22 protein-coding genes are annotated in these 19,718 nt (G+C 62.7%); 8 read left to right on the top strand and 14 right to left on the bottom strand.

Translation table 11 applies throughout. The features are described 5' to 3' along the window. The 11 genes from M2S36_RS16915 to M2S36_RS16865 form a co-directional block, all read right to left on the bottom strand. Complete coding sequence (locus M2S36_RS16915; RefSeq protein ID WP_015271237.1) at positions 1–1,110, bottom strand: flagellar basal body P-ring protein FlgI; 1,110 nt, start codon at positions 1,108–1,110, stop codon at positions 1–3. 12 nt (positions 1,111–1,122) lie between these two features. Continuing rightward, positions 1,123–1,818, bottom strand: a complete 696-nt coding sequence (gene flgH / locus M2S36_RS16910) for a flagellar basal body L-ring protein FlgH (RefSeq protein ID WP_013973620.1) — start codon at positions 1,816–1,818, stop codon at positions 1,123–1,125. Positions 1,819–1,853: 35 nt separating this feature from the next. Further along, entirely contained in the window at positions 1,854–2,639 is a 786-nt protein-coding gene (gene flgG / locus M2S36_RS16905) for a flagellar basal-body rod protein FlgG (protein ID WP_013973621.1), read from the bottom strand. A gap of 47 nt (positions 2,640–2,686) precedes the next feature. Then, positions 2,687–3,427: a flagellar basal-body rod protein FlgF gene (flgF, locus tag M2S36_RS16900; protein ID WP_233687571.1), complete on the bottom strand. Its 741-nt coding sequence runs from the start codon at positions 3,425–3,427 to the stop codon at positions 2,687–2,689. A gap of 160 nt (positions 3,428–3,587) precedes the next feature. After that, a complete protein-coding gene (locus tag M2S36_RS16895; protein ID WP_371106056.1) occupies positions 3,588–3,758 on the bottom strand; it encodes a hypothetical protein in 171 nt (56 codons plus the stop codon). 60 nt (positions 3,759–3,818) lie between these two features. Next, positions 3,819–5,141 (bottom strand): flagellar hook protein FlgE, encoded by a 1,323-nt coding sequence (gene flgE / locus M2S36_RS16890; RefSeq protein ID WP_207829663.1) that lies wholly within the window; start codon positions 5,139–5,141, stop codon positions 3,819–3,821. A 28-nt stretch (positions 5,142–5,169) separates the two neighbouring features. Further along, positions 5,170–5,871 carry a flagellar hook assembly protein FlgD gene (flgD, locus tag M2S36_RS16885; protein ID WP_207829660.1) on the bottom strand — a complete coding sequence of 234 codons (702 nt, stop codon included), beginning with the start codon at positions 5,869–5,871 and terminating at the stop codon, positions 5,170–5,172. A 12-nt stretch (positions 5,872–5,883) separates the two neighbouring features. Next, a complete protein-coding gene (flgC, locus tag M2S36_RS16880) occupies positions 5,884–6,327 on the bottom strand; it encodes a flagellar basal body rod protein FlgC (protein WP_024087485.1) in 444 nt (147 codons plus the stop codon). Between the two features lie 2 nt (positions 6,328–6,329). Further along, positions 6,330–6,740 carry a flagellar basal body rod protein FlgB gene (flgB, locus tag M2S36_RS16875; RefSeq protein WP_063912859.1) on the bottom strand — a complete coding sequence of 137 codons (411 nt, stop codon included), beginning with the start codon at positions 6,738–6,740 and terminating at the stop codon, positions 6,330–6,332. A 366-nt stretch (positions 6,741–7,106) separates the two neighbouring features. Continuing rightward, the gene (gene cheR, locus M2S36_RS16870) at positions 7,107–7,934 is read right to left on the bottom strand and encodes a protein-glutamate O-methyltransferase CheR (protein ID WP_233687569.1); all 828 of its coding nucleotides are present in this window, start codon (positions 7,932–7,934) and stop codon (positions 7,107–7,109) included. A 51-nt stretch (positions 7,935–7,985) separates the two neighbouring features. Continuing rightward, on the bottom strand, positions 7,986–8,915 hold the full coding sequence (locus M2S36_RS16865; RefSeq protein ID WP_207829652.1) for a chemotaxis protein CheV: 930 nt from the start codon (positions 8,913–8,915) through the stop codon (positions 7,986–7,988). 77 nt (positions 8,916–8,992) lie between these two features. On the opposite strand from M2S36_RS16865, the gene flgA reads away from it, so the two are divergent. The 5 genes from flgA to M2S36_RS16840 all read left to right on the top strand — a co-directional run bounded on the left by flgA (position 8,993) and on the right by M2S36_RS16840 (position 12,287). Next, positions 8,993–9,745 carry a flagellar basal body P-ring formation chaperone FlgA gene (gene flgA / locus M2S36_RS16860; protein WP_207829642.1) on the top strand — a complete coding sequence of 251 codons (753 nt, stop codon included), beginning with the start codon at positions 8,993–8,995 and terminating at the stop codon, positions 9,743–9,745. A 164-nt stretch (positions 9,746–9,909) separates the two neighbouring features. Beyond that, positions 9,910–10,224, top strand: coding sequence for a flagellar biosynthesis anti-sigma factor FlgM (gene flgM, locus M2S36_RS16855; RefSeq protein WP_063912863.1), 315 nt, complete (start codon positions 9,910–9,912; stop codon positions 10,222–10,224). A gap of 49 nt (positions 10,225–10,273) precedes the next feature. Further along, entirely contained in the window at positions 10,274–10,741 is a 468-nt protein-coding gene (locus M2S36_RS16850) for a flagella synthesis protein FlgN (RefSeq protein WP_207829627.1), read from the top strand. An 80-nt stretch (positions 10,742–10,821) separates the two neighbouring features. Further along, complete coding sequence (locus tag M2S36_RS16845; protein WP_207829625.1) at positions 10,822–11,565, top strand: flagellar brake protein; 744 nt, start codon at positions 10,822–10,824, stop codon at positions 11,563–11,565. Positions 11,566–11,714: 149 nt separating this feature from the next. Next, on the top strand, positions 11,715–12,287 hold the full coding sequence (locus M2S36_RS16840) for a hypothetical protein (RefSeq protein WP_333957483.1): 573 nt from the start codon (positions 11,715–11,717) through the stop codon (positions 12,285–12,287). Positions 12,288–12,487: 200 nt separating this feature from the next. Here the strand turns inward: M2S36_RS16840 and M2S36_RS16835 are convergent, their stop codons facing one another. The 3 genes from M2S36_RS16835 to bkdR all read right to left on the bottom strand — a co-directional run bounded on the left by M2S36_RS16835 (position 12,488) and on the right by bkdR (position 15,955). Beyond that, positions 12,488–13,828 carry an MFS transporter gene (locus tag M2S36_RS16835; RefSeq protein ID WP_063912867.1) on the bottom strand — a complete coding sequence of 447 codons (1,341 nt, stop codon included), beginning with the start codon at positions 13,826–13,828 and terminating at the stop codon, positions 12,488–12,490. 126 nt (positions 13,829–13,954) lie between these two features. Then, positions 13,955–15,196: a glutamine synthetase family protein gene (locus M2S36_RS16830; protein ID WP_333957487.1), complete on the bottom strand. Its 1,242-nt coding sequence runs from the start codon at positions 15,194–15,196 to the stop codon at positions 13,955–13,957. 273 nt (positions 15,197–15,469) lie between these two features. Continuing rightward, positions 15,470–15,955 carry a Bkd operon transcriptional regulator BkdR gene (gene bkdR / locus M2S36_RS16825; RefSeq protein WP_012273540.1) on the bottom strand — a complete coding sequence of 162 codons (486 nt, stop codon included), beginning with the start codon at positions 15,953–15,955 and terminating at the stop codon, positions 15,470–15,472. 198 nt (positions 15,956–16,153) lie between these two features. Between bkdR and M2S36_RS16820 the strand changes: the two genes are divergently transcribed. The 3 genes from M2S36_RS16820 to M2S36_RS16810 are packed head-to-tail and all read left to right on the top strand — an operon-like array spanning position 16,154 to position 19,718. After that, positions 16,154–17,386 (top strand): 3-methyl-2-oxobutanoate dehydrogenase (2-methylpropanoyl-transferring) subunit alpha, encoded by a 1,233-nt coding sequence (locus M2S36_RS16820; RefSeq protein WP_233687567.1) that lies wholly within the window; start codon positions 16,154–16,156, stop codon positions 17,384–17,386. A 1-nt stretch (position 17,387) separates the two neighbouring features. After that, complete coding sequence (locus tag M2S36_RS16815) at positions 17,388–18,446, top strand: alpha-ketoacid dehydrogenase subunit beta (protein ID WP_013973637.1); 1,059 nt, start codon at positions 17,388–17,390, stop codon at positions 18,444–18,446. Then, positions 18,447–19,718: a dihydrolipoamide acetyltransferase family protein gene (locus tag M2S36_RS16810; RefSeq protein ID WP_063912872.1), complete on the top strand. Its 1,272-nt coding sequence runs from the start codon at positions 18,447–18,449 to the stop codon at positions 19,716–19,718.

Genomic DNA, 19,718 nt, shown 5'->3' with positions numbered 1-19,718 from the left:
TCAGATCACGATCAGGTCGGCCTGCAAGGCGCCGGCCTGTTTCAGGGCTTCGAGGATGGCCATCAGGTCGCTGGGCGCTGCGCCCACCTGGTTCACCGCGCGGACGATCTCATCCAGCGTGGTGCCCGGGCCGAACTTGAACATCGGTTTGGCTTCCTGCTCGGCGTTGACCCGCGAGCGCGGCACCACGGCAGTCTGGCCGTTGGAGAACGGCCCCGGCTGGCTGACGATCGGGTCTTCGGTAATGGTCACGGTCAGGCTGCCGTGGGTCACCGCGGCCGGCGACACCTTGACGTTCTGGCCGATGACGATGGTGCCGGTACGCGAGTTGATGATGACCTTGGCCACTGCCTGGCCCGGGTCGATCTCGAGGTTCTCGAGAATCGACAGGTAGTCCACGCGCTGGCTCGGGTCCATCGGCGCAGTGACCCGCACCGAACCGCCGTCCACGGCCTGGGCCACGCCTGGGCCGAGCAGGTCGTTGACCTTGTCGACGATGCGTTTGGCGGTGGTGAAGTCGGGGCGGTTGAGGTTCAGGGTCAGGCTGTTGCCCTGGTTGAAGCCGCTCGGCACTGCACGCTCGACGGTAGCACCGCCAGGAATACGACCAGCCGACGGAACGTTGACGGTGATTTTCGAACCATCGCGGCCCTCGGCATCGAAGCCGCCCACCACCAGGTTGCCCTGGGCCACGGCATAGACGTTGCCGTCGATACCTTTGAGCGGGGTCATCAGCAGGCTGCCGCCGCGCAGGCTCTTGGAGTTACCGATCGAGGACACGGTAATGTCCACCACCTGGCCTGGCTTGGCGAACGCCGGCAGGTCGGCATGCACCGACACGGCCGCGACGTTTTTCAGCTGCACGTTGCCGGAGCCGGCCGGCACCTTGATGCCGAACTGCGACAACATGTTGTTGAAGGTCTGCAGGGTGAACGGCGTCTGGGTGGTCTGGTCACCCGTACCATTGAGCCCCACCACCAGGCCGTAACCGATCAGCTGGTTGGAGCGCACGCCAGAAATGCTGGCAATGTCCTTCAGGCGCTCGGCCTGGGCGCCAAAGGCACAGGACAGAAGCAGGGTTGCGGCAATCAGCTGCCTCACGTTGAACATGGTCATCCGTACTCAGAAAGGCCAAAGCGGGCTGATGAAGAAGCGGTCCAGCCACCCGGGCTGGCTGGCATCGGCGAACGAGCCGGTACCGGAATAGGTGATGCGTGCATCGGCCACACGGGTGGACGGCACGGTGTTGTCGGTGGCGATGTCGTCGGCGCGGATCATGCCGGCAATGCGCACCAGCTCTTCGCCGGTGTTCAGGGTCAGCCACTTCTCGCCGCGCACGGCGATGATGCCGTTGGGCAGCACTTCGGCCACGGTCACGGTAATGGAACCGGTCAGGGTGTTGCCCTGGGTGGCCTTGCTGTCGCCCTTGGTGGCGCGCTCGCCGCTATAGCCGGCCTCCAGCGACAGGTCACCACTGCCGAACGGGTTGTTGGTGCTCGGCGTGCTGCCAAACAACGAGGTCAGGCCGATATTGGCGTTGCTGTTCTTCTGGATCTGCGAGCCGGCGTTCTTGCTGGCCGATGTGCGCTCGTTGAGGGTGATGGTGATGATGTCACCCACCCGGAACGCCTTGCGGTCGCTGTACAGGTTCTGCTCGAAACCGGCCTGGTAGATCGAACCGTTGTTGGCCGCTGCCGGCAACGGGGTGCGCGGCAGTACCGGCGCGTAGTACGGGTCGTTGGGCTTGGGCGTCGGCGCGACGCAACCTGCCAGCAACACCGCCCCCCCCAGGGCGAAAACGGACAACAGACGATTCATGACGCTTACCTCACGGGTGCAACAGAGTGACTGGGTTAGAGCTGTTGAGTGACGAACGACAGCATCTGGTCAGCGGTGGAAATGACCTTGGAGTTCATCTCGTAGGCACGCTGGGTAGTGATCATGTTCACCAGCTCTTCCACGGTGCTGACGTTGGAGTTTTCCAGGGTCTGCTGCAGGGTGGTGCCGAAACCGTTCAGGCCCGGGGTGCCGACTTGCGGCGCGCCACTGGCGGCGGTCTCAAGGAACAGGTTGTCGCCGATCGCCTGCAGGCCGGCCGGGTTGATGAAGTCGGCGGTCTGGATGTTGCCGATCACCTGCGCTGCCGGGTTGCCGGCGGTGGTGATCGACACGGTGCCGTCCTGGCCCACGGTGAAGGTCTGTGCATCGTTCGGCACGACGATGGCAGGCTCCAGGGCGTAACCGTTGGCGGTGACGATCTGGCCGTCGGAGTTCAGGTGGAAGGTACCGTCACGGGTGTACGAAACCGTGCCATCCGGCTGCAGGATCTGGAAGAAGCCACGACCGTTGACCGCCATGTCCAGCGGGTTTTCGGTGGTCTGCAGGCTACCGGCGACAAAGCTTTTCTGGGTGCCAACGATGCGCACACCGGTACCGACCTGCAGGCCCGAGGGCAGCTCGCTGTCCTGGGTCGACTGGGCGCCGGGCTGACGACGGATCTGATACAGCAGGTCCTGGAACTCGGCACGGTCACGTTTGAAACCGGTGGTCGAGACGTTGGCCAGGTTGTTGGAAATGACCGTCAGGTTGGTGTCCTGGGCGGACAGGCCGGTTTTAGCGACCCAAAGAGCCGGAAGCATGTTGATTCTCCTCGTGCGCCTGTTTTACGGCACCCGTTCAAAAGTGATTAGCCGATTTGCAAAACCCGAGCCATGGCTTCGTCGCCTTCCTTGGCCGTGTTCATCATCTTGACGTGCAGTTCGAACTGGCGGGACAGCGCCAGCACCGAGGTCATTTCCTCGACGGCATTGACGTTGCTGCCTTCCAGGAAGCCCGACACCACCCGGACATTGACGTCGGCGGCGGCCGGCTGGCCGTCGCGGGTATGGATCAGGCCATCCAGGCCCTTGGTCAGGCCTTTGGTGTCCGGATTGACCAGCTTGATGCGGTCGACCTCGGCCATTACCCGCGGGTCTTCACCCATGGAGCGAATGCTGATGGTGCCGTCGGCCCCCACTTCCACCTTCTGCTCCGGTGGAATGGCGATCGGGCCACCGTTGCCGATCACCGGCATGCCGTTGCCGGCACGCAGCACGCCAAGGGCGTCGATGTTCAGGCTGCCGGTACGCACGTAGGCTTCGCTGCCATCTGGCGCCTGCACGGCAATGAAGCCCTTGCCGGTCACCGCGACGTCCAGGTCGCGACCGGTCTCGACCAGCGGGCCTTCGCTGAAGTCGGTGGCCGGGCGCTCGGTCATGGCAAAGGCGCGCGACGGAAAGCTGTCGCCGAACACCGGCATCGAGCGCGCCTGCTCCAGGTCACGCTGGAAACCGTTGGTGGAAATGTTCGCCAGGTTGTTGGCGTGGGCCTTCTGCGCCAGCGCGTTCTGGCTGGCACCGGTCATGGCCACATAAAGCAACTTGTCCACAGTATCTCCTCTGCGCGTAGCTGCCGCGCTGTCACTGCGCAGGTTCAAAGCAATAATCGAACCAAGTCTGAAAGCCCTTGTTTACAGGGGTTTCAGCGTGGTGAGAGGCAATAAACGTCAGTTTGTCGGCGGATGTTTGCCGTCTGCGGCAAGGGTTTGCTCAGAAGGTGCGGCAAGCGGCGTTGTTGTAGGGGCCGGAATGGCGCACCCAGCCTTCGCCCGGGCTGCTGGCCGAGCACATGTAGCGACCGGTAGCCAGGCTTTGCCATTGGTAGAACGGGGCGGGAGCGGCCGCGAGTGGCAGGGCCATGGCCAGCAGGGCTGTGAGCATTAGCCGTTTCATGCGTTGAGACCTCGAGAATTTGGGGCCGCTTTGCGGCCCCAATAACCATCAGGTCATCTGGATGATGGTCTGCATGATGGTGCTTTCGGTGGAGATGGTCTTGGCGTTGGCCTGGTAGTTGCTCTGCGCCTTGATCAGGTTGACCAGCTCGCCGGTCAGGTCGACGTTGGAATCTTCCAGCGCACCGCCAGTGATCTGGCCCAGGGTGCCGGTGTCCGGGGCGCCGATCACCGGTACGCCCGAGGCGTAGGACTCTTTCCAGCTGGTACCGCCAACCGGGGTCAGGCCCTGCAGGTTGGCGAAGTTGGCGATGGCCACCTGGCCGATGACCTTGTCCTGGCCGTTGGTGAAGTTGGCGAACATGTTGCCGCTTTGATCGATGGTCAGACCCGACAACTCGCCGGTAGCGAAGCCATCCTGGCTCTTGGCGGTGGTGGCGCTTGCTGCGTTGTACTGAGTGGTGCCGAGCATGTCCAGGTTCACCCCGGCCAGGTTGGCAGTGGCGCCGTTCGGGCTCCATACGCCGGCAGCGTTCTTCTGTGCCGGAATCCAGTTGTCGAGGGTGAAGGTCTTGTCGGCGGCGATGGTCATGCCACCGGCTACCGGGCCTGCAGTCATCGCAGCAGTATCAAGGGTGCCGTCGGACTTGAACGGCAGCTTGTTGGCCAGTGGCGTGGTCGAGGTCGGGTCGGCGGGGTTGCGACCGTCGATGGTGGTGTACATGGTCCAGGAATTGCTGGCGGCATCCTTGACGAAGTACTGGTTCAACTGGTGCGCGTTACCCTGGCTGTCGTACACATCGGTGTTGAACGTGTAGTTGTAGCTGCCGGTATTGGCAGGATCGAACGGCGTAATGGCCGGTGCGGTAGCACTGGAGTTCAGGTTGACATTCTCGGAGATTTTTCCGGTCGGGTTCGGCGTCAGGTTCGAGGTATCGATCTGCAGGTTGGTCAGCACGCCCTGGATGATCTTGCCGTTGGCATCCACGGCATAACCTTGCAGGTTGGCGCCCGACGAGCTGACCACGTAACCGTCCTTGTCGCTGTAGAACGCACCGGCACGGGTGTAGATCTTCGAGCCGTTGTCGTTCATCACGAAGAAGCCGTTGCCATCGATGGCCATGTCCAGCGCCTGGCCGGTGCCATTGATGTTGCCCGGGGTGAACATCTGCGACACGGCAGCAGTCTTCACGCCAGTACCCACCACGTTCTTGCCGGCACTGGTGCCGCGCACGGAGTTGGAGTACTGGTCGGCGAACTCGGCACGCGACGACTTGAAGCCGGTGGTGGCAACGTTGGCAATGTTGTTGCCAGTTACGTTCAGGGCCTTGTTTGCTGCATAGAGGCCGCTAAGGCCGATATTGAAAGACATGTGTAACTCCTGTCGTTTTGCTCAGGCCCTAGATGCCGATGCTTTGGATTTTGGAAAGCGCAACACTGCCCAGCCCAGCTAGGTTGAGCGTCATCTCCGAACCGTTGGTACCCATGGTCACACTGGTGACCGAGGCCGGCAGGTTGGTGGTCATGGTGGTGGCCTTGCCGTCGATCGAAGCGGTGGCCTTGAAGGTATAGGTACCTGCCGCCACGGCTTCGCCGTCGTCATTCAGGCCATCCCAGGTAAAGTCGATCTTGCCGGCTTTCTGCGTACCCAGGTCGATGGTGCGCACCAGTTTGTCGTCCTTGTCGTAGATACCAACCGAGGTGGCAGTGCTGGACGACGTCAGGTTGACAGTGCCTTTCATGTCCTTGCTGGTGTCGACCACAGCCTTGTTGGTCTCGACAATGACATTGCGCCCGACCAGCGACGACGCCTGCAGGGCCTGGGATGACTGCAGCCCCGCCGCGATATAGGTCACCGAATCATTCAGCGACTGCATGCTTTCGAGGCTGCTGAACTGCGCCAGCTGTGCCACGAACTCGCCGTTTTCCTGCGGATCGAGCGGGTTCTGGTTCTTCATCTGGGTAACCAGCAGCTGCAGGAATGCATCCTTGCCCAGGGCGCTGCCGGCAGCGCCGGTGCTGCTGTCGGTTTTCGACGTCTGCTTCTGCAGCGAGGTCAGGTACGCGCTGCCGACCTCGGTTGTGGAATTGGTGGTGGTCATGTTGGCTTCCTATCACTGCCCCAGGGTCAGAACTTTCTGCATCATGCTCTTGGCCGTGTTCATCAGCTCGGCATTGGTCTGGAACGCGCGGCTGGCAGAGATCATGTCAGCCATTTCCTCGACCACGTTGACGTTCGGGTAGTAGACGTAGCCGTCCTTGTTCGCCGCCGGGTGGTTGGGCTCGTAACGGGCCTCCAGGGTGCTCTGGTCCTCGACGATGCCTTTTACCTGCACGCCCTGCCCTGCCTCGCCCTGGTCCTCGAACAGCGACTGGCTGCTGCCGGCCTGCGCGTCCTGGAAGGTGGTGGCGAACACCGGGTGGCGCGCGCGGTAGGTCTGGTCGATGCTCGAGGACACGGTCTCGGCGTTGGCGATGTTCGAAGCAACGGTGTTCAGGCGCGTGTTCTGCGCACTCATGCCGCTACCGGCAATGTTGAAGACACTGGAAAGGGACATGGTCATTCTCCCCGCAGGGCCGAAACCAGCCCTTTGAATTTACTGTTGAGCAAGGTGAAGCTGGCCTGGAAGCCGACGGCGTTTTCGGTGTAGTTCGATTGCTCGATCTGCGCGTCCACGGTGTTCTGGTCGATCGACGGCTGCGTTGGCGTGCGGTACTTGAGGGTATCGTCGGCCATGGCCAGGCCCTCGGCCTCGATATGACGGCTGTTGGTACGTTCGAGGCTGAAGCGGCCACCGCTCTGCTGCTTGTCGCTTTCGGCGGCGAGCACCGAGGCGAAGTCCATGTCACGCGCCTTGTAGTTGGGCGTGTCGGCGTTGGCGATGTTGTTGGCCAGCACTTCGGCGCGCTGGGCGCGGAAGCCCAGGGCCTTTTCGTGGATACCAAGCGCCTTGTCGAAGCTGATGCTCATGTCGGGGAAACCTTCGGAGGTTGACCGGAATATCGTTGGGCAAGGTGTAGCAAGGGCTATGCCAACCAACGAAAAGCCCGGAAATACGGGCCTGCAGAGCGCAGTGCTGTCATAGTGATGCCAGAAAAGCGGCAAAGGCCTTCCGCCTTGGGCGGCGAAAGCGGCAATTGCCGGGCGGCAAAAGCGGCAAAACAAAAAATTGACGTCAGCATTTTGCCTGAGCCGGCCTCTTCGCGGGCGCGCCCGCTCCCACAGGTAGAGTGCGACCCTGAGGTTTGCATGGTTCCTGTGGGAGCGGGCATGCCCGCGAAGAGGCCGGCACAGACAAACAAAAAGGCCGGCAACTTTCGCTGCCGGCCCTCTTGGTTACTTGGCCTGGTAGATGATCCCCGGGCTGCACTGCACCATCTGGTAATGGTCCGGCAGCCCGTTCAGCGCCTCGGAAGCCCCGAGGAACAGATACCCACCTGGCTTCAAGGTACTGTGAATGCGCAACAGGATGTCCTTCTTCACCTGCGCCGAGAAGTAGATCAGCACGTTGCGGCAGAACACCACATCGAACTTGCCCAGACTGGCGTAGCTGTCGAGCAGGTTGAAGGCGCGGAACTCGACGCGACTGCGAATCGCCGGCTTGACCGCCCAGCGCCCCGGCCCCTTGGTGTCGAAGTAACGCTGCAGGCGCTCCTGGGACAAACCGCGGGCAATCGCCAGGCTGTCGTATTCGCCGGTCTTGCAGTTGGTCAGCATGGTGCCGGACAGGTCGGTGGCAACGATCTGCGCCCCCATCTTCAACTGGCCGAGGTTGCTGCGCTCGAACTCGTCGATGGCCATCGAGATGGAATACGGCTCCTGCCCCGACGAACAGGCCGCCGACCACATGCGCAGGCGCTGGCCGGGGTTGTTGCGGATGAACTCGGGGATGACCTTGTTCTTCAGCACCTCGAACGGGTAGGTATCACGAAACCACAGGGTCTCGTTGGTGGTCATGGCATCGACCACCTGCTCGCGCAAGCCGCCACGCGGCTGGACCTGGATGCGCTGCACCAGCTCGCCCAGGCTCTTGATGCCCTGTTGCTCCATCAGCTTGTTGAGACGGCTGGAAACCAGGTACTGCTTATTCTCGCCCAGCAGGATGCCACAGGCTTTCTCCAGGAATACCCGGAACTGTTCGAAATCCAAATTACCCGTAGACACTACTGCCGCCTCTTTTCAATCACTGGTGCCGGGGGCCTGCCCCCGGCCGCGTCAATGCGTTGCCTTGATCCGGTCGACCACCCGCTGGGCCAGGTCGTCCGGTTTGAACTTGGCCAGGAAGTCATCGGCACCGACCTTCTTGACCATTGCCTGGTTGAACACCCCGGAAAGCGAAGTATGCAGGCAGATGTGCAATTTTTGCATGCGCGGATCGCTGCGGATCTCTGCCGTTAGCGTATAGCCATCCATTTCCGGCATTTCAATGTCCGAGATCATCATCAGGAACTCTTCTTCCGGCTTCTTGCCCTCATCCACCAGCTGGCGCAGGTAGTTCAGGGCCTGGCGGCCGTCGTTGAGCGCCACCACCTCGACCCCCACGGTCTGCAGGCAGCGACTGACCTGCTTGCGCGCCACCGACGAATCGTCGACGGTAAGCACCCGCAGCAGCACGGCCTTGTCCTGCACCTCGGCATCGATCACCCCGTCCGACACCGACTCGGACGACGGCGCCACTTCGGCCAGCACCTTCTCCACGTCGATGATTTCGACCATGCGGTTATCCACCCGGGTGACCGCGGTCAGGTAGTGGTCGCGGCCGGTGCCCTTGGGTGGCGGATGGATCTCTTCCCAGTTCATGTTGACGATGCGCTCCACCGAGTGCACCAGGAAGCCCTGGGTCTTGGTGTTGTACTCGGTGATGATCACGAAGCTGTTGCGCGTGTCTTCCTGCAGCGACCGCAACCCGGTGGCCATCGACAAGTCGAGGATCGGGATGGTCGCCCCGCGAATATTGGCGACACCACGCACCACCGGGTGCGCCTTGGGCAGCAGGGTCAGCGCAGGGCATTGCAGCACTTCCCTGACCTTGAATACGTTGATGCCGTATAGCTGTTCACCATTGAGGCGGAACAGCAGCAATTCCAGGCGATTCTGCCCCACCAGCTGCGTGCGCTGGTTGACCGAATCCATCACTCCTGCCATGCCAGACTCCTTTATGTTTCAGCCTTTCGTTGCAACTCAGGTAGAGAGTCGGCACGGGCTTTGCTTTTTTGAGCGCCATGTACACGAAAACGACATTTTCCCGACGATTGACACGCCTGCTGACTGGCTCGCTGGCGATGCTGTGCCTGTTGCTGCCCGGCGTTCGCACAGTAGCGGACGCGTTTACCTTGCCTGAACAGCTTATCGGTGTCACCCAAGGGTTTCTTGAATTCAGCGTTGAAGATTACCTGGCCACCACCCAGACCGCCGGCCGCTACGAAATCCAGGTCAACCCGCTGGACCCGCGCCTGCGCATGCCGCTGTGCAGCCAGCAACTGGACGCCTCGCTGGAAAGCCCGGCCCAGCCGCTGGGCCGCGTCACGGTAAAGGTGCGCTGCGAAGGCTCGGCACCGTGGACCGTGTTCGTGCCGGCCACCGTGCGGCTGTTCCGCGACGTGGTGGTGGTGACCCGCCCGCTCAAGCGCGACAACGTGGTGGGCGAAGGCGACGTGGCCCTGCGCGAGCGCGATGTCGGCACCCTGGGCCAAGGTTTCCTGACCGAACTGGATCAGGCGGTGGGCATGAAGATGCTGCGCCCCACGGTGATCGACCAGGTCCTCACCCCGCAACACCTGGAACAGGCCGAGGTGGTACGCAAGGGCGACCACGTGGTGATCATCGCCCGCAGTGGCAGCCTGAGCGTGCGCATGCCAGGCGAAGCCCTGAGCAAGGGTGGCCTGAGCGAGCAGATCCGGGTGCGCAACCTCAATTCCAAACGGGTGGTCAAGGCCAGGGTGACCGGCCCCGGCCAGGTCGAGGTCAGTATGTAGCCAGCCCACGGATTTGCGCTGGCGGTAAGGAACCGCTTTTCCTAAACTGTGTCAGAAAACGGGTTCGCGAGCTTGCTGACAGGCGGCTATGCATTTGTGCCTAAAGTTTCTTTCGGGTTGGCCGAAAACAAGGCAAGCGTCCAAATACCCAGAGGTTTCTGATCATGGTCATCGACTTCAGTCGTTTGAATAACTCTCCGTCCGTCACGGGCGGCGTGCGCGGCAACACCGCGCCCGGCAGCGCCGAAAAACCGGCAGCCAGCCAGGAAGCGGCAACCGCCACCAGCGCCAGCGGAGAAGCGGTACACCTCAGCCAAGAGGCCCAGCAGTTGCAGAAGATCAGCGACAAGCTGCGCGACGAGCCGGTGGTCAACAGTGCCCGTGTGGCCCAGTTGAAACAGGCAATCGCCGACGGCAGCTACCAGGTCGATGCCGGCCGGGTCGCCAGCAAACTGCTCGATTTCGAAGCCCAGCGCTGACCGTTCGGCGCGCTGACTTCACGGACGCCAGAAAAGCCAAGAGTTAGCCATGCACGACACCACCTTGCTGCAACTGATCGAAGATGACATTGCCCCGATGCAGGAACTGCTGGACCTTCTGCAAAAAGAAGCGATAGCCCTGCATGGCCGCGACATGCCGCTGCTGGAGCAGATCCTGGCGCGCAAGCAGTCGTTGATCATCTTGCTCGAGCAGCACGGCCAGCGCCGCAGCCAGTTGCTCGGCAGCCTGGGCCTGAGTGCCGATCGGGCCGGTGTGCAGGCGGTGGCCGCGCAATCGCCCCATGGCGAAGCGATGCTGCAACGGCTCGACATGCTGTCGCAACTGATGGACAGCTGCCAGCAGGTCAATCAGACCAATGGCCGGATCATCCAGGTGCAGCAACACGTCACCAACAACCAGATCCGCATCCTCATGGGCGGCGATTCTCCGTCGCTCTACGACAGCCGCGGCAGCACCTCGCCGCTGGCCAAGCCACGGGCCCTCAGCCAAGTGTGATTTTTTCTATCAAGGCACGGAACATACTGGCAAAATGCCGTTAATTGCGTGTGTCGCTTTTGCCTGGAGAACGATAAGCCGTGTTCAATGAATCCGATGCCCCGCAGCCGCCAAAGGTGCTGAACACCCCTTTGGAGATTGCGGCCAACTTGCGGCAGCTGCAGGAAAGCCACGACCCCCTGATCATCACCTTCCATGACCGCAGCCAGCGTTTCCAGAGCTACGTGGTGCACGTGGACCGTGAAAGCAACACCCTGGCGCTGGACGAGATGATCCCGCGCGACGGTGAGAAATTCATCGAGAACGGCGAACACTTCCGCGTCGAAGGCTTCCACGATGGCGTACGCATCGCCTGGGACTGCAACCAGGAGTTGAAGATCAGTGAAGTCGACGGCCACCGCTGCTACCGCGGCGCCATGCCCCAGGAGATGACCTACCACCAGCGCCGCAACGCCTTCCGCGCCGCGCTGAAGCTGTCACAGCTGGTCGATATCATCCTCGATGGCGCCCACCTCAAGGGTAACGGCGCCCTGCGTGGCAAGCTGCTGGACATCTCCGCCACCGGCTGCAAACTGCGCTTCGAAGGCAATGTCGAGGATCGCCTGCAACTGGGCCAGGTGTACGAGCGTTTCAAGGCGGGCAACCCGCTGGGCCTGGTCGACACCATGGTCGAGCTGCGCCACCTGCACTATGAAGAGCGGATCAATACCACCTTTGCCGGCGTGCGCTTCCATAACCTCACCGGGCAGGCGCAACGCAAGGTCGAGAGCTTTGTGTACCAGCTGCAGCGTGAAGCGCGGCGGTTCGACAAAGACGACTACTGATCCTGCCGTGGATGGGCGTCATTGCAACGCCCATTCCCTTTGACCGCATTACCCTCACGCTGCAAACCTTCCCGCTGCCTTGAGCACAGCCCTGCGCCGATCGTACCTGCTCGCACTCACTACCGGGTGCCCTTTGAGCAGGAGGCTTCATGAACGCTAACAGTTTCACCGCAGAACTGGGTTCCGATCGAGGCACTATCGGGGTCGTTGACTCCACCCTGAATCCACGCCTGGACGGCTGGCTATGCCCGAGTAATCATGACCAATTCTCGCCCATGAGGTTTACGTTCACCTTGCAAGGTGAACATGACGGGGATAAGTCCTACCACATCAGCGCTGCAGAGGGTTGGGCCTATACCGGCGCATTGGTCCAGACAAGTACTACCGGGTGGGTGGGCCTTTACGGGCTGGGTGTCGTCGGCAGGCTTGTGGATTATGTGACAGCGGCCAACTCCCGTGGCCCGGATCCACGCTGGCGAATACGGACTCTGAGCGAATGGGACGGCGATTTGAAAACCTTGGAGAATGTGGAGTTTCATTTGCTGGACAGGTATGGCCAGGCGATGTCGATAGAATCATACAGGCACGACTCCGTCTCTCCGTCTGGTGAAATCGGCAAAAGAGCGACCGTCAGTTCTACATTTGCCAACTATGTGAGCGTGAACAAGGAAGCTCAGAAGAAGAAGATACGCTTCAAACTGCGCGACATCCGCGCCACCTGACAGCTGCGGTTCGACAAAAACGAGCGATGATCGTCGGCCGAATGCAAAAACGCCACCTGCCAAGGTGGCGTTTTCATTTGTGCTTTTCCTGTGCTGGCCCTTTCGCGGGTGAACCCGCTCCCACAGGTAATGCGCTGCCCCCCAGAGTTGGTGTTACCCCCTGTGGGAGCGGGTTTACCCGCGAAGAGGCTGGTACAGGCTTACACCGATTTGCTTACCTCACCCTCCGGCTCAGGCGCCTTATCAGCCCCCTTCTCTTCCGCCTCGGTATCTTCGGCCGCCACCGGAGCCTGCATCATGTCCTGCACCGTCTGCTCATCCACCCGTGGGTCCAGCGCCGCCGACAACGGCGAACCGGCCGCCGGCATGGCCACGTGGCCCAACGGCGCATCCTGCACCTGGTGCAGCCCGGTGACCGCCTTCGGCCGAATGCGCCACACCAGCACCAGGGCAAAGAACACGAAGAAGGCATACAGCATCTGCGGGCCCAGCACCTTCATCAGCACGCCTGCGGCCAGCGGCCCGATGCACGCGCCGACGCCGTAGGTCACCAGCAGCATCGCGGTCAGCGACACCCGTCGCTCGCTTTCCACATGGTCGTTGGAAAACGCCACCGCCAGCGGGTACAGGCAGAACTGCAGCAACGAAATCACAAAGCCTATGCCGAACAGCAACTCCAGAGGCACGCTGGGCAGTATCGCCAGCGGCGCCGAGGCCAGCGCCAGGCCTACCGCCACGCTGCGGATCAGCACTGCCCGGTCGTAGCGGTCGGACAACCAGCCCAGCGGCCACTGCACCAGCAGGCCGGCAAAAATGCAGCTACCCATGAACAGGCCGACCTGCTCGGTAGTCATGCCCTGGCCGGCGGCGTACAACGGCGCCAGGCCATAGAACGAGCCGACGATCAGCCCCGAGCCCAGCACCGTGCTGAGCGACTGCGGCACGCGCTTGATGAAGAACTTCGGCTCCATTGGTGCCGGGCGCAACGGCGCCGGGTGAATGCGCCGGGTCATGGCGACCGGTACCAGGCACAGGGTGAAACACATGGCCACCAGCATCAGCAGCTCCAGGCCAAGCTGAGGGTGCACCACCAGAATCAGCTGGCCGAGCACCAAGCCCAGGTACGAGGCGATCATGTAGCCGCTGAACACCGCGCCGCGGTGCTTCACATCGGCCTGCTCGTTTAGCCAGCTCTCGATGACCATGTACTGGCACATCATCCCCAGGCCGACGATCATCCGCAGCCCGACCCAGGCCGGCAACCAGCTGGTCAGGCCATGGCCGAGCACCGCCGCACCGACGATACCGGCGCAGGTGGCATAGGCGCGTATGTGCCCGACCCGACCAATCAACCGGTGGCCTACCTTGCCGCCGACCGCCAGGCCAAAGTAGTTGGCTGCCATCAACGCACCTACCCACAGGCTGTCGACATGGTCGGCAGCCAGGCGCAGGGCCAGGTAGGTACTGAGCAGGCCCGAGCCGATCAACATCATCAGCGCGGCGAAATACAACGACTGAAACGGCTTCCATATATTTCGCATAGGTCCCGTAAAGCTCCCTGTTCAGGTGGCGGGGTGCTAGAAGCATAAGGGGAAAAAACGCCCGGCGCAGGCCCCCGCTAGCGATTTGGTGCAGCGGGGGCGTATCCGGTGTCGGTCGTGTCGCGATCAGGCCTGTGCCGCCAGTACCCGACGCTCCCACGGCGTGATCTCGTCGAAGAAATCACTCAGCTCCAGGGTCTTGCTGGCGACATAGCCGTCGATGAACTCGCTGCCGAACAGCTCCCGCGCCAGCGCGCTACGCTTTAACCGCTCCAGTGCGGCATGCAGGGTGCACGGCAGGCTCAGGTGCTCCGGCACTTCGAACTCACCCTGGATGGCCGGCGACGGCTGCAGGCGCTGCTCGATGCCGTGCAGCCCGGCGGCCAGGCTGGCCGCGATGGCCAGGTACGGGTTGGCGTCGGCGCCGGGCAGGCGGTTCTCGACCCGCCGCGCCACCGGTGCGCTGGCCGGGATGCGCAGGCCTGCGGCACGGTTGTCCTCGGACCAGCAGGCATTGTTCGGCGAGGCATAGGGGTGGCACAGCCGCTGGTAGGAGTTGACATTGGGCGCGAACAGCGCAGTGAAGTCGGCCATGCACACCTGCAGGCCGCCAATGAAATGGTGGAAGGTCTCGGTCGGCAAACCTTGCTCATCGCTGAACACATTACGCCCGCTGCCCACCTCCACCAGGCTCTGGTGAATGTGCATGGAGCTGCCGGGCGTGCGTGCCAGCGGTTTGGCCATGCACACCACGGTCAGGCCGTGCTTGAGCGCCACTTCCTTGAGCAGGTGCTTGAACAGCAAGGTCTGGTCGGCCAGCAGCAACGGGTCGCCGTGCAGCAGATTGATCTCGAACTGGCTGGTGCCCATTTCGTGCATGAAGGTGTCGCGCGGCAAGCCGAGCGCGACCATGCACCGGTACACCTCCTTGAAGAACGGGCGCAGGCCGTTGTTGGAGCTGACACTGAACGCCGAATGGCCCAGCTCGCGGCGGCCGTCGATGCCCACGGGCGGCTGGAACGGCTGTTGCGGGTCGGTATTCGGAGCAAAGACAAAGAACTCCAACTCGGTCGCCACCACTGGCGCCAGGCCCAGCGCCGCATAGCGGGCGATCACGGCTTTGAGCTGCCCCCGGGTGGACAATGCCGAAGGCCGGCCATCCAGTTCGTTGGCATCGCAGATCGCCAGGGCACGGCCGTCGTCGCTCCAGGGCAGGCGGTGGACCTGGCCGGAGTCAGGCACCAGCGCCAGGTCGCCGTCGTCGCTGCCGTAGAACTTAGCCGGCGGGTAGCCGCCCATGATGCATTGCAGCAGCACACCCCGGGCCATCTGCAGGCGGCGGCCTTCGCGGAAGCCTTCGGCGGTCATCACCTTGCCGCGCGGGACGCCGTTGAGGTCGGGAGTGACGCATTCGATTTCATCGATGCCCTGCAGGTGCCCGGTGTTCATGACGCTTGTCCTTGTTGTGGTCGGCTGACAACAACATAGGCTGGGGGTGTTTAAAATATCAAGCAGCACTCTCGATACCGCGTGGCTCTCTTCGCGGGCATGCCCGCTCCTACAGGGACCGCGCTGGCCTTGAGGGCAGTGGTACCGCTGTGGGAGCGGGCGAGCCCGCGAAGAGGCCGGCACAGGAGACAGCTATTCCCGCAAGGTCATGCCATTGGCCGGCAGTGGCAAGGCGGTCTTGTAGCGAACCTGCTTGAGGGCAAAACTCGAACGTATGTTGGCCACCCCCGGCAACCGCGTCAGGTAATCGAGAAAACGCTCCAGCGCCTGGATGCTCGGCAACAACACCCGCAGCAGGTAATCCGGGTCGCCGGTCATCAAATAGCACTCCATCACCTCGGGCCGTTCGGCAATTTCTTCCTCGAAGCGGTGCAACGACTGCTCCACCTGTTTTTCCAGGCTTACATGGATGAACACGTTCACATCCAGCCCCAACGCCTCGGGCGACAGCAAAGTCACCTGCTGGCGGATCACCCCCAGTTCTTCCATGGCCCGCACCCGGTTGAAACAGGGCGTGGGTGACAGGTTCACCGAGCGGGCCAGCTCGGCGTTGGTGATGCGGGCATTTTCCTGCAGGCTGTTGAGAATGCCGATATCGGTACGATCGAGTTTGCGCATGAGACAAAATCACCGGTTTTTTGTGTTTATACGGAATGTTTATCTGCCCCGCTCGGCAAAGGCAATCAACTTGAGAGAAAAATTCTCCTGCCGGGCCACTAAGATGTAGGGGACGCTGACCTACCAGTCACAAGCCGGTACTCAGCGGCGGCCGCTTCAGAGCTCACAAAAACAAATACCCGAGCGAGCGTAAAAAGCATGAACGAGTACGCCCCCCTGCGTTTGCATGTGCCCGAGCCTACCGGCCGGCCAGGCTGCCAGACCGATTTCTCCTACCTGCGCCTGAACGATGCAGGTCAAACCCGCAAGCCCCCTGTCGACGTCGATGCTGCCGACACCGCCGACCTGGCCTACAGCCTGGTCCGCGTGCTCGACGAGCAAGGCAACGCGCAAGGCCCATGGGCCGAAGACATCGACCCGCAAGTTCTCCGCCAAGGCATGCGCGCCATGCTCAAGACGCGGATTTTCGACAGCCGCATGGTGGTCGCCCAGCGCCAGAAGAAGATGTCCTTCTACATGCAGAGCCTGGGTGAAGAAGCCATCGGCAGCGGCCAGGCCCTGGCGCTGAACCGCACCGACATGTGCTTCCCCACCTACCGCCAGCAAAGCATCCTGATGGCCCGCGACGTGTCGCTGGTCGAGATGATCTGCCAGCTGCTGTCCAACGAGCGCGACCCGCTCAAGGGCCGCCAGCTGCCGATCATGTATTCGGTGCGCGAGGCCGGTTTCTTCACCATCAGCGGCAACCTGGCGACCCAGTTCGTGCAGGCGGTCGGCTGGGCCATGGCCTCGGCGATCAAGGGCGATACCAAGATCGCCTCCGCGTGGATCGGCGACGGCGCCACTGCCGAGTCGGACTTCCACACCGCCCTCACCTTCGCCCACGTGTACCGCGCTCCGGTGATCCTCAACGTGGTCAACAACCAGTGGGCGATCTCCACCTTCCAGGCCATCGCCGGTGGCGAGTCGACCACCTTCGCCGGCCGTGGCGTGGGTTGCGGCATCGCCTCGCTGCGGGTTGACGGCAACGACTTCGTCGCTGTGTACGCGGCCTCGCGCTGGGCCGCCGAACGCGCCCGTCGCGGCCTGGGCCCATGCCTGATCGAGTGGGTCACCTACCGTGCCGGCCCGCACTCGACCTCGGACGACCCGTCCAAGTACCGCCCGGCCGATGACTGGAGCCACTTCCCGCTGGGCGACCCGATCGCCCGCCTGAAGCAGCACCTGATCAAGATCGGCCACTGGTCCGAAGAAGAACACCAGGCCACCACTGCCGAGCTCGAAGCCGCGGTGATCGCCGCGCAGAAGGAAGCCGAGCAGTACGGCACCCTGGCCAACGGTCACATCCCGAGTGCCGCCTCGATGTTCGAGGACGTGTACAAGGAAATGCCTGACCACCTGCGCCGTCAACGCCAGGAACTGGGGGTTTGAGATGAACGACCACAACAACAGCATCAACCCGGAAACCGCCATGGCCACCACTACCATGACCATGATCCAGGCCCTGCGCTCGGCCATGGATGTCATGCTCGAGCGCGACGACAATGTGGTGATCTACGGCCAGGACGTCGGTTACTTTGGCGGCGTGTTCCGCTGCACCGAAGGCCTGCAGAACAAGTACGGCAAGTCTCGCGTGTTCGACGCGCCGATCTCCGAGAGCGGCATCGTCGGCACCGCCGTGGGCATGGGGGCCTACGGCCTGCGCCCGGTGGTGGAAATCCAGTTTGCCGACTACTTCTACCCGGCCTCCGACCAGATCGTTTCCGAGATGGCGCGCCTGCGTTACCGTTCGGCCGGCGAATTCATCGCCCCGCTGACCCTGCGCATGCCCTGCGGCGGCGGGATCTATGGCGGCCAGACTCACAGCCAGAGCCCGGAAGCGATGTTCACCCAGGTGTGCGGCCTGCGCACTGTCATGCCGTCCAACCCGTATGACGCCAAGGGCCTGCTGATCGCCTCGATCGAATGCGATGACCCGGTGATCTTCCTCGAACCCAAGCGCCTGTACAACGGCCCGTTCGACGGCCACCACGACCGCCCTGTCACCCCCTGGTCGAAGCACCCGCAAAGCGCCGTGCCCGATGGCTACTACAGCGTGCCGCTGGACAAGGCAGCCATTACCCGCCCCGGCAATGACGTCACCGTGCTGACCTACGGCACCACGGTGTACGTGGCCCAGGTGGCTGCCGAAGAAACCGGTGTCGACGCCGAAGTGATCGACCTGCGCAGCCTATGGCCGCTAGACCTGGACACCATCGTCGAGTCGGTGAAAAAGACCGGCCGCTGCGTGGTGGTACACGAAGCCACCCGTACCTGCGGCTTCGGCGCCGAACTGGTGTCACTGGTGCAGGAACACTGCTTCCACCACCTGGAGGCGCCGATCGAGCGCGTCACCGGCTGGGACACCCCCTACCCTCACGCACAGGAATGGGCTTACTTCCCAGGGCCTTCGCGGGTAGGTGCGGCATTGAAAAAGGTCATGGAGGTCTGAATGGGCACGCACGTCATCAAGATGCCGGACATTGGCGAAGGCATCGCGCAGGTCGAGTTGGTCGAGTGGTTCGTCAAGGTCGGCGACATGATCGCCGAAGACCAGGTGGTGGCCGATGTCATGACCGACAAGGCCACCGTGGAAATCCCTTCGCCGGTCAGCGGCAAGGTGCTGGCCCTGGGTGGCCAGCCGGGTGAAGTGATGGCGGTCGGCAGCGAGCTGATCCGTATCGAAGTGGAAGGCAGCGGCAACCACGTGGATGTACCGCAAGCCAAGCAGGTGGAAGCCCCTGCCGCCCCGGCGGCCACCAAGCCAGAGCCGCAGAAGGAAGCCAGACCGGCTGCGTGCCAGGCGCCTGTCAATCACGAGGCAGCCCCGATCGTGCCGCGCCAGCCGGGCGACAAACCGCTGGCCTCGCCGGCGGTGCGCAAGCGTGCCCTGGATGCCGGCATCGAACTGCGTTACGTGCATGGTAGCGGCCCGGCCGGGCGTATCCTCCACGAAGACCTCGACGCCTTCATGAGCAAGCCGCAGAGCGCTGGCGGGCAAGCATCGAGTGGCTATGCCAAGCGCACCGACAGCGAGCAGGTGCCGGTGATCGGCCTGCGCCGCAAGATCGCCCAGCGCATGCAGGACGCCAAGCGCCGGGTCGCGCACTTCAGCTATGTGGAAGAAATCGACGTCACCGCGCTGGAGGCCCTGCGCCAGCAACTCAACAGCAAGCACGGCGACAGCCGCGGCAAGCTGACCCTGCTGCCGTTCCTGGTGCGCGCACTGGTCGTGGCGCTGCGCGACTTCCCGCAGATCAACGCCACCTATGACGACGAAGCCCAGGTCATCACCCGCCATGGCGCGGTGCATGTGGGCATCGCCACCCAAGGTGACAACGGCCTGATGGTGCCGGTGCTGCGCCATGCCGAAGCAGGCAGCCTGTGGAGCAATGCTGGCGAAATCGCCCGCCTGGCCAACGCTGCCCGCAACAACAAGGCCAGCCGCGATGAGCTGTCCGGTTCGACCATCACCCTGACCAGCCTGGGTGCCCTGGGCGGTATCGTCAGCACGCCGGTGGTCAACACCCCGGAAGTGGCGATTGTCGGCGTCAACCGCATGGTCGAGCGGCCTGTGGTGATCGACGGCCAGATCGTGGTGCGCAAGATGATGAACCTGTCCAGCTCGTTCGACCACCGCGTGGTCGATGGCATGGACGCCGCGCTGTTCATCCAGGCCGTGCGCGGCCTGCTCGAACAACCCGCCTGCCTGTTCGTGGAGTGA

Origin of the sequence: Pseudomonas sp. SF2, from assembly GCF_036858055.1 — a bacterium.
Taxonomy (GTDB): domain Bacteria; phylum Pseudomonadota; class Gammaproteobacteria; order Pseudomonadales; family Pseudomonadaceae; genus Aquipseudomonas.
This window is presented reverse-complemented; position numbering and strand designations above follow the sequence as displayed.

What these genes read in the sequence shown, in the direction of transcription:
- M2S36_RS16915 (WP_015271237.1), bottom strand. Translation starts at nt 1,110, where the DNA reads ATGTTCAACGTGAGGCAGCTGATTGCCGCAACCCTGCTTCTGTCCTGT.
- flgH (WP_013973620.1), bottom strand. Translation starts at nt 1,818, where the DNA reads ATGAATCGTCTGTTGTCCGTTTTCGCCCTGGGGGGGGCGGTGTTGCTG.
- flgG (WP_013973621.1), bottom strand. Translation starts at nt 2,639, where the DNA reads ATGCTTCCGGCTCTTTGGGTCGCTAAAACCGGCCTGTCCGCCCAGGAC.
- M2S36_RS16895 (WP_371106056.1), bottom strand. Translation starts at nt 3,758, where the DNA reads ATGCTCACAGCCCTGCTGGCCATGGCCCTGCCACTCGCGGCCGCTCCC.
- flgE (WP_207829663.1), bottom strand. Translation starts at nt 5,141, where the DNA reads ATGTCTTTCAATATCGGCCTTAGCGGCCTCTATGCAGCAAACAAGGCC.
- flgD (WP_207829660.1), bottom strand. Translation starts at nt 5,871, where the DNA reads ATGACCACCACCAATTCCACAACCGAGGTCGGCAGCGCGTACCTGACC.
- flgC (WP_024087485.1), bottom strand. Translation starts at nt 6,327, where the DNA reads ATGTCCCTTTCCAGTGTCTTCAACATTGCCGGTAGCGGCATGAGTGCG.
- flgB (WP_063912859.1), bottom strand. Translation starts at nt 6,740, where the DNA reads ATGAGCATCAGCTTCGACAAGGCGCTTGGTATCCACGAAAAGGCCCTG.
- M2S36_RS16865 (WP_207829652.1), bottom strand. Translation starts at nt 8,915, where the DNA reads ATGGCAGGAGTGATGGATTCGGTCAACCAGCGCACGCAGCTGGTGGGG.
- flgA (WP_207829642.1), top strand. Translation starts at nt 8,993, where the DNA reads ATGTACACGAAAACGACATTTTCCCGACGATTGACACGCCTGCTGACT.
- flgM (WP_063912863.1), top strand. Translation starts at nt 9,910, where the DNA reads ATGGTCATCGACTTCAGTCGTTTGAATAACTCTCCGTCCGTCACGGGC.
- M2S36_RS16850 (WP_207829627.1), top strand. Translation starts at nt 10,274, where the DNA reads ATGCACGACACCACCTTGCTGCAACTGATCGAAGATGACATTGCCCCG.
- M2S36_RS16840 (WP_333957483.1), top strand. Translation starts at nt 11,715, where the DNA reads ATGAACGCTAACAGTTTCACCGCAGAACTGGGTTCCGATCGAGGCACT.
- M2S36_RS16835 (WP_063912867.1), bottom strand. Translation starts at nt 13,828, where the DNA reads ATGCGAAATATATGGAAGCCGTTTCAGTCGTTGTATTTCGCCGCGCTG.
- M2S36_RS16830 (WP_333957487.1), bottom strand. Translation starts at nt 15,196, where the DNA reads ATGACCGCCGAAGGCTTCCGCGAAGGCCGCCGCCTGCAGATGGCCCGG.
- bkdR (WP_012273540.1), bottom strand. Translation starts at nt 15,955, where the DNA reads ATGCGCAAACTCGATCGTACCGATATCGGCATTCTCAACAGCCTGCAG.
- M2S36_RS16820 (WP_233687567.1), top strand. Translation starts at nt 16,154, where the DNA reads ATGAACGAGTACGCCCCCCTGCGTTTGCATGTGCCCGAGCCTACCGGC.
- M2S36_RS16815 (WP_013973637.1), top strand. Translation starts at nt 17,388, where the DNA reads ATGAACGACCACAACAACAGCATCAACCCGGAAACCGCCATGGCCACC.
- M2S36_RS16810 (WP_063912872.1), top strand. Translation starts at nt 18,447, where the DNA reads ATGGGCACGCACGTCATCAAGATGCCGGACATTGGCGAAGGCATCGCG.